General features: G+C 48.5%; 9 protein-coding genes. All 9 read right to left on the bottom strand.

The window, feature by feature from the left end:
- Nucleotides 1–127 precede the first annotated feature (127 nt).
- The 9 genes from Q0V82_RS11310 to hisF all read right to left on the bottom strand — a co-directional run bounded on the left by Q0V82_RS11310 (nucleotide 128) and on the right by hisF (nucleotide 7,023).
- The gene (locus Q0V82_RS11310; RefSeq protein ID WP_297575784.1) at nucleotides 128–1,393 is read right to left on the bottom strand and encodes a mannosyltransferase family protein; all 1,266 of its coding nucleotides are present in this window, start codon (nucleotides 1,391–1,393) and stop codon (nucleotides 128–130) included.
- A 267-nt stretch (nucleotides 1,394–1,660) separates the two neighbouring features.
- Nucleotides 1,661–3,445: a PglL family O-oligosaccharyltransferase gene (locus Q0V82_RS11305; RefSeq protein ID WP_297575783.1), complete on the bottom strand. Its 1,785-nt coding sequence runs from the start codon at nucleotides 3,443–3,445 to the stop codon at nucleotides 1,661–1,663.
- An 18-nt stretch (nucleotides 3,446–3,463) separates the two neighbouring features.
- Nucleotides 3,464–4,195, bottom strand: a complete 732-nt coding sequence (tatC, locus tag Q0V82_RS11300; protein ID WP_297575782.1) for a twin-arginine translocase subunit TatC — start codon at nucleotides 4,193–4,195, stop codon at nucleotides 3,464–3,466.
- A gap of 79 nt (nucleotides 4,196–4,274) precedes the next feature.
- Nucleotides 4,275–4,652 carry a twin-arginine translocase TatA/TatE family subunit gene (locus Q0V82_RS11295; protein WP_297575786.1) on the bottom strand — a complete coding sequence of 126 codons (378 nt, stop codon included), beginning with the start codon at nucleotides 4,650–4,652 and terminating at the stop codon, nucleotides 4,275–4,277.
- Between the two features lie 69 nt (nucleotides 4,653–4,721).
- Nucleotides 4,722–4,934: a Sec-independent protein translocase subunit TatA gene (gene tatA / locus Q0V82_RS11290; RefSeq protein WP_173532551.1), complete on the bottom strand. Its 213-nt coding sequence runs from the start codon at nucleotides 4,932–4,934 to the stop codon at nucleotides 4,722–4,724.
- A 107-nt stretch (nucleotides 4,935–5,041) separates the two neighbouring features.
- Entirely contained in the window at nucleotides 5,042–5,371 is a 330-nt protein-coding gene (locus tag Q0V82_RS11285; RefSeq protein WP_297575781.1) for a histidine triad nucleotide-binding protein, read from the bottom strand.
- An 80-nt stretch (nucleotides 5,372–5,451) separates the two neighbouring features.
- The gene (locus Q0V82_RS11280) at nucleotides 5,452–5,772 is read right to left on the bottom strand and encodes a phosphoribosyl-ATP diphosphatase (protein ID WP_173532549.1); all 321 of its coding nucleotides are present in this window, start codon (nucleotides 5,770–5,772) and stop codon (nucleotides 5,452–5,454) included.
- A gap of 82 nt (nucleotides 5,773–5,854) precedes the next feature.
- On the bottom strand, nucleotides 5,855–6,259 hold the full coding sequence (hisI, locus tag Q0V82_RS11275; protein WP_297575780.1) for a phosphoribosyl-AMP cyclohydrolase: 405 nt from the start codon (nucleotides 6,257–6,259) through the stop codon (nucleotides 5,855–5,857).
- Nucleotides 6,256–7,023: an imidazole glycerol phosphate synthase subunit HisF gene (gene hisF, locus Q0V82_RS11270; protein WP_297575779.1), complete on the bottom strand. Its 768-nt coding sequence runs from the start codon at nucleotides 7,021–7,023 to the stop codon at nucleotides 6,256–6,258. The genes hisI and hisF overlap by 4 nt, the downstream gene beginning before the upstream one ends.
- Nucleotides 7,024–7,040: the final 17 nt, after the last annotated feature.

The following is a 7,040-nucleotide window of genomic DNA, read 5'->3' as shown; positions in this document are numbered from 1 at the left end:
CGAGTCAAAGAAAGAGGGTCCCCGTCGCGGACTGCGACTGTAAACAGCCGTGCCGCAGGCACTTAAAACCATCAACATGTAATCTGAATATTGCCTATCTTGACAGGGTATAGCTCGCTAGACCCTATCAATAAACTTGGTAATGGATATACATCAGCAAGAAAAACCCCAGCCCGAAGAGCATGATGAGCTCGATGGCTTGATGCCAGTAACGATTTTTTTGCATCAAAATACCGGTGGCAATCACCAGCGGAAATAAGCTCATCAAATAGCGTGGGCCGGATAATAACCAGCTTGGTGAATACGACACCCATAAATACACCGCCGAGTACGCCAAATACGGCAGTGGCAGTTGTCGGCCACTGGTGAGTAGCAAGGCAATCGCGGCAAAGTAGCACAGCACGGTGGGCAGCCAAGTGCCTAGTGCGAGGTTTAAATCGCCTTGCAGCAGATTACTAAAGGCATTGGCGACATTACTTGGCATAAAGCCAAAGCTTTGTGACCAATTTTGCTGTTGATAGATTAAAAACTGCAGCCAATTGCCGGTCACAATGTGGTTGATGGCTAAATAAGCCAATAAACCCAACGGCACCAACGCCAGCCCTAGTAGTGCGCGCCAAGGACGGTTGAACTCGCCATTGCGCCAGCGCAATAGGATTTCAACGGCAAATGGAATCAGTAATAAAATCCCTTGATTGCGGGTAAAGCCCGCCAGCGCAGCAAATAAGCCTGCCAGCAGCCAATACCCTCCGCGTAAATACCAAAATGACAGCAAAGTGAGCAGTAAAAATAAGCTCTCGGTATACGGCATGGCAAAAAAGAAGGAAAAAGGGAAGATCACTAAGACTTTGCAGCAATCCCAAGCCAATTGCGGATTTTGGCTTTCGCGCTCGACCAAACGATAGAGCACGATGGTGGCGGCACAAAAGGCGGCTAATGAGGCGATTAAGCTGGCCGCAAACAGCGGTATGCCACTGAGCCCAATCAGCGCGACCAAGGCTGGGTAGAGTGGATAAAACACCAGGTTGAGCTTTTCTGGCATCGCGTCGGTGACATAGCCATGCGCCGCAATATTCAGATAATGCACTGCATCCCAGCGCCACCAAATGGTTTTGAGGCTGTCAAAAAAACCGACCACCTGATTTTCTCGAAAGATAAACAACAGCCAAGCCAATAGCCAAGTCGCTAAGCGCGCACCGAGCACTAGCAAAACAATGGCGTAAATCGGGTGACGTTGTTGAAAAGGGGTTGTAGTACAGGTGTGCGGCGCAAATAAAGGCATGTGCTCGTCAGCGCTTTCGCCTAGAGATAAGCCAAATTCATAGACGCCGCGTAAGGCGATATAGGCCAGTAGCAGAACAAACGCCAGTAGCGCGATGGTGGTGATCAACATTGTCTCATCCATGATTTAAGTTGCGGCTTAGCGTCGATGCGCTATTGACGTAAATTATGCCGTAAGGATGTGGGTGGCTGATGAAATAAGGCGCAAGGTTGGCGGCTAAGGCTGAAAAGACAACAGATTGCACGGCGGGCAGCCACAAAAAAGACAGTATGTGATCAGCGGTCAGTGATAAAAAAGCAGATCGAGTGACTTGCAGGTAGTCGTAAAAAAGGCAGATCAATAAGATCTGCCTTGTGCTTAATAGCCTTAATTGCTCAATTAATTGACGGTTTCATCTTCAGGCAGTGTAGGGCGCTTTAATTTGAAATCGAGGTTGCGATTAAAAAACTCGCGTCCTTCATCGACTTCTTTTACTAAGGCGCGTACTGCCGGCTCATTAAATTTAAATAAGGTTTCGTAGAAATAATCATAGCTTTCTGGGTAAGCAAAAGCTGCTTGGCGCATCAGCTGTTGGGCGAGGGCTTGGTTGCCACTGAGTGCTTCCATCACCGCTTGATCGGTCATTTGCCCAGGGTAAGGGCGAATTGCGTTGATATTACGTAAGATGCCGAGCTTCCAAGGTATTTCGCTCTGGCTAGCGACGATGTAATTGGATAAACCAAAGTCAGCATAAAAGTCGATTAATGGATTGCTGCGCATCCCTTCTAAAGTTTGAATGCGCGTGGCGTTGATTTTTTCGTCTTTGGCTGGATCCATAATCGGGTAAATCTTGAGATACAGCTGCGCGCCGAGTACGGATATTGTCAGCGCAATCGCTGCCCAGATGGTCCAGCTGATTCGCGCTGCGATCGCTGGCACTTGGCATTGTGGCCCGTCGCTGCGCAAAAAGAGCAGGGCGACGACAAAGGGGCCTAAGAAGTGGAAATACCACAGTGGATATTCCACCAAGCTATGCAAAATCGACACAATAGCCAGTGAAGCGCCAAACACCACCACCGGTTGATTCCAGTTGCGCCATAAATTAGCAAACGCCCAAGTAATCCCCGCGACGATGATCGCAGTGCCAAAAATGCCGGTTTCAGCGAGTAAATTCAGTACTGAATTATGCGCGTGGGTAAATAAAACACTCTCTGAGACGATGGCAAATTCAGGGCGAACTTGCAGCGCAATACTTTGCGCGCCATAAGCGCCCCAGCCCAGCCCAGTCCATGGATGCTGTAAAAAGGCTAACCAGGCTTTTTCCCATTCCACCAAGCGGCGTGAGCCATTGGAATCAATACGATCCAAGCCCGTTGGCACTTCATTTTTGGCTTTCAGTAGCGCTTGCAGTAATTCATTCACTAGCGGCGCTAAAAATTGCATCACAATGATTAAAACGGCGGCAATACTCAGCGCTTTACCAAATTGGCGAACGATCTCGCCACCGCGCCACCATAAGAATAAACCGGCCGGTAGCCACGCAATGGCGTACAAAAATGGCGAACGTGAACCACAAAATGCCAATGACAATGCCAACCACGGTGCAACAATCCAAAACATCCACTTGGGCAGTTCGTTCTTTTGCGTGACTAAATACGCCGCGCTAGCCAAGCCCCAAGCCAGGTAATGCCCATACATATTTTTTTGGCCGATATTGCCAAAAATCAGTCGTGGGCCTTCTTGCACCAATTGCATGATTTGTGGCACTGCCAGGCCAGAATTAAAGATGGCGCCAGCGAGTAAACCCCAAGCAAACATGGTAACAATGTCTTTTTGCCCATACACCGCGATGGCGCGTGATAAAGACCACGCCAACATCCCGGCACCTAGCGCATAAATAATAGGGTAAACGACTTCGGTGGCGTAATACGGCTGAATTATGGCCGCTTGCACGCCAATAAAACTGGCAAAAGCCAACCAAAAGACGCTGGTCCACGGCGGATTGATTTTTTCTTTGTGATCACTTGGAATAAAAGCACAAGTGAGCGTAATCAAGACGCATAAAACAAAAGCGGCTAATTCAGAAGGGAAAACAGGATTGGGATTCCAGCGAAAAGGAATCCCGCACGGCACGGCGGCAAATAAAAATAATAGGGTCTGCAATAGGCGCAGTTGGATCGGCATAATCAACTCAGAGAAAAATCAAACGGGTACGACCGCTTTGGGGCGAAATAACATGGCGGCGATAAAAATGCCCAGCTCGTAGAGCAAACACAGTGGAATCGCCAACATCAATTGTGATACCACATCGGGTGGCGTGACGATGGCAGCAATGACAAAGGCGCCGACAATGACATAAGAGCGGATTTCACGCAATTTTTCGATGGAAACCACGCCCATTTTGACCAAGACAATGACTGCAATCGGCACTTCAAAAGTCACGCCAAAAGCCAAAAACATCCCAATGGCAAAATCCAGATATTCGCCAGAATCCGGTAACCATTGCATGCTCGCTGGCACCACCGAGACGATAAACTTAAAAACGACGCCAAACACCAGAAAATAAGCAAAAGACATACCCAGAACAAACAACAAGCTGGAGGCGATAATCAAAGGAATAATCAGCTTTTTTTCGTGCTGATACAGGCCGGGCGCAACAAAAGCCCAGACTTGAAATAAAGTGTGCGGCAAGGTAATGACAAACGCCACTAAGGCGGCGATTTTCACTTGCACCATAAACGGTGAAGCAATGCCGATTGTGACCAGTTTTTGGCCGGGGAGTACCGTCGCCAGCGGGGCAACGAGCAAGTCGTAAAGTTGCGCCGAAAAAGCAAAGGCCACGATAAAGCCCAGCAAAAAAACCAGCACGCCGCGAACCAAGCGGGTGCGCAGTTCTAATAAATGGCTAAATAAAGGCTGTAGATTATCGATCATGTCTTTTTCGCTGTCGGCAAGGGGTGGGTTTATTCACCGCCGTAAGGTGATGAACCCAGTGATTCATCGTTCATTGAGGTTAGCGCCGATCGCGATAGGCACTATTGGGGAGTGCTGGCAAAGTGTCGATGGCCTGCTCAGGCGTATGGATGGCGTGACTGTCCTCGTCACTGCCTGTTGGCGGCATTTGTGCGCCCTCGGCTAGCATGGCAGCAGCATCGGCAAAGGGCTGATGAATTGAATTGCGTAAATCATCGGTCCCTTCGCGCAGCTCGGCCTCTAGCTTGGCAAGCTCGCCCATTTGCATTTCTTGGTGAATTTCAGATTTCACATTGGCGATAAAGCGCTGCAAGCGGCCCAGCAGCATGCCGGCCGTTCTTGCAACTTTAGGCATGCGTTCAGGCCCCACCACGATCAAAGTGACGGCACTAATGACTAATAACTCACCAAAACTCATGTCAAGCACAGGCATTACCGAAAAAAGCGGGGTGAATAAAAATAGCGAAAACCTGAGTGCTAAGCACGCTTAAGGTTTGTCGTTATCAATGACACGACCGACTTCTTTTTCGGCTGGTTTTTTGGCGTCTGCTTCCGCTTGTTCGCCTTCTTTTAAGCCATCTTTAAAGCCTTTGACTGCAGAGCCTAAGTCTTTACCGACTGAGCCTAGTTTTTTGGTGCCAAAAACCAAGATAATAATGACCAGTACCACTAACCAATGCCAAATACTAAATGAACCCATGATATGCCTCGATAAGTAGAGGGCGATTGATCGCCGATAAATGCAAAATTTCTGTATCAATACAAGTAGATATATTGCTACAGGGTAATTAATCTGCGTCTGAGCGTCTATGACTCTTGTGGGGTACCCAAGACATGTAAATGTAAGTGATACACTTCTTGCCCACCCGCTTCACCGGTATTGATCGCTGTTTTAAAGCCGGCTTGTAAGCCTTGTTCACGCGCAATGTCTGGTACTCGTGCCAAAAGCTGACCCAGTAAAACTTGATCTTGTTCGGTGCAGCCGAGTAAAGAGTCAATATGTTGCTTCGGAATGACTAAAAAATGCACTGGGGCTGCTGGGCGAATATCGTTAAAGGCGATGACATCATCGTCTTCATAAATGATTTTCGCAGGAATCTGTTTGCCAACAATTTTACAAAATAAACAATCGCTCATTGTGCTTCCCATTAGACTCAAATAGATAAGCAAAAGTTTTCGTGCATCGCAGTTTTGCGATCTAACGCTTACACGAGGACTTATTTGCGTGCTGCTTTTTCATCAATACCCGAAATGCCTTCACGTCTTGCTAATTCGGCCAGTACATCTTCATGGCTTAAGCCTTGATGTGCCAGCAAAACCATAGTGTGAAACCATAAATCAGCCACTTCTCGCACCAAATGCAGTTTGTCGCCATCTTTGGCCGCCATAATGGTTTCAACTGCTTCTTCGCCGATTTTCTTGAGAATTTCATCGGTGCCTTTATGATACAGCTTGGCAACGTATGACGAAGTTGGATCAGCTAAACGACGCTCAGCCAGCGTAGTCGATAGACGTTCAAGAATTTCAGCGGAAACCATAGCGAGCTCCATACAGCAAACATGAGGGATTATATTGCGCTTACGTTACAAGTTCGTGGCAATTGTAACGGTGTGAGATTATTTAATGTTGATGATTCGCACCATAAATCGACTTCGGATCTTTTAAAACCGCTTCGGAAACAATCCATTGGTCATTTTGCAAAGTGCGGAAAAAGCAGCTTTCACGGCCGGTATGACAAGCGATGCCACCTTCTTGGCGAATCTTATAAATCAGTACATCGCCATCGCAATCGAGCTCAATTGCTGATACGTGTTGAAAATGTCCTGATTCTTCGCCTTTATGCCACAATTTTTGCCGTGAACGAGTCCAATAATGGGCGGTATGCCGCTCGGCGGTAAGCGCAACGGCCTCTTTATTGGCATACGCAAACATCATTACTCGTCCTGACGTTTCATCTTGGGCGATGACCGGCACTAGACCTTTGTCATCCCACTGGATTTCATCCAGCCAAAGTGGGAGGCTCATAAACGCACCTCAATACCCGCCGCTTGCATCGCCAGCTTAGCGTCTCGGACTGAATATTCGCCAAAATGGAAGATGCTCGCCGCCAGTACCGCATCGGCATGGCCTTGGATTACGCCATCGACCAAATGCTGCAAATTACCCACGCCACCTGAGGCGATGACTGGAATATTGACGGCATCGGATACGGCACGTGTTAGCGGCAGGTTGAAGCCAATCTTGGTACCATCTCTATCCATGCTGGTCAGTAAAATTTCACCGGCACCTAGCTGCTGCATTTTCAGCGCCCATTCCACCGCATCAAGCCCAGTTGCGCGGCGACCGCCGTGGGTAAAGACTTCCCAACGGCTATTGGTGGCATCGGTGGCTTTGGCGTCAATGGCGACGACAATGGCTTGGCTACCAAAACGACTCGCAGCTTGTTCGACCACTTCGGGATTGGTGACTGCCGTGGTATTGATGCTGACTTTATCTGCGCCAGCGTTGAGCAAACGACGCACGTCGTCAGGAACGCGAACGCCGCCGCCAACAGTGAGCGGAATAAAAACTTGTGAAGCAACGGCTTCAATGACGTGCAAAATTAAATCGCGGTTGTCGCTTGAAGCGGTAATGTCGAGAAAAGTCAGCTCGTCAGCGCCTTGTGCATCATAACGGCGCGCAATTTCGACTGGGTCTCCGGCATCACGTAATTCGAGGAAGTTGACGCCTTTGACGACACGGCCAGCGGTGACATCAAGGCAGGGAATAATACGTTTGGCTAAAGGCATTTTATTTCCGTGCGGTG

It is taken from the genome of uncultured Deefgea sp. (genome assembly GCF_947072475.1).
Lineage (GTDB): Bacteria > Pseudomonadota > Gammaproteobacteria > Burkholderiales > Chitinibacteraceae > Deefgea.
The sequence above is the reverse complement of the archived record's forward strand: the minus strand, read 5'-3'. Positions and strand labels throughout refer to the sequence as shown.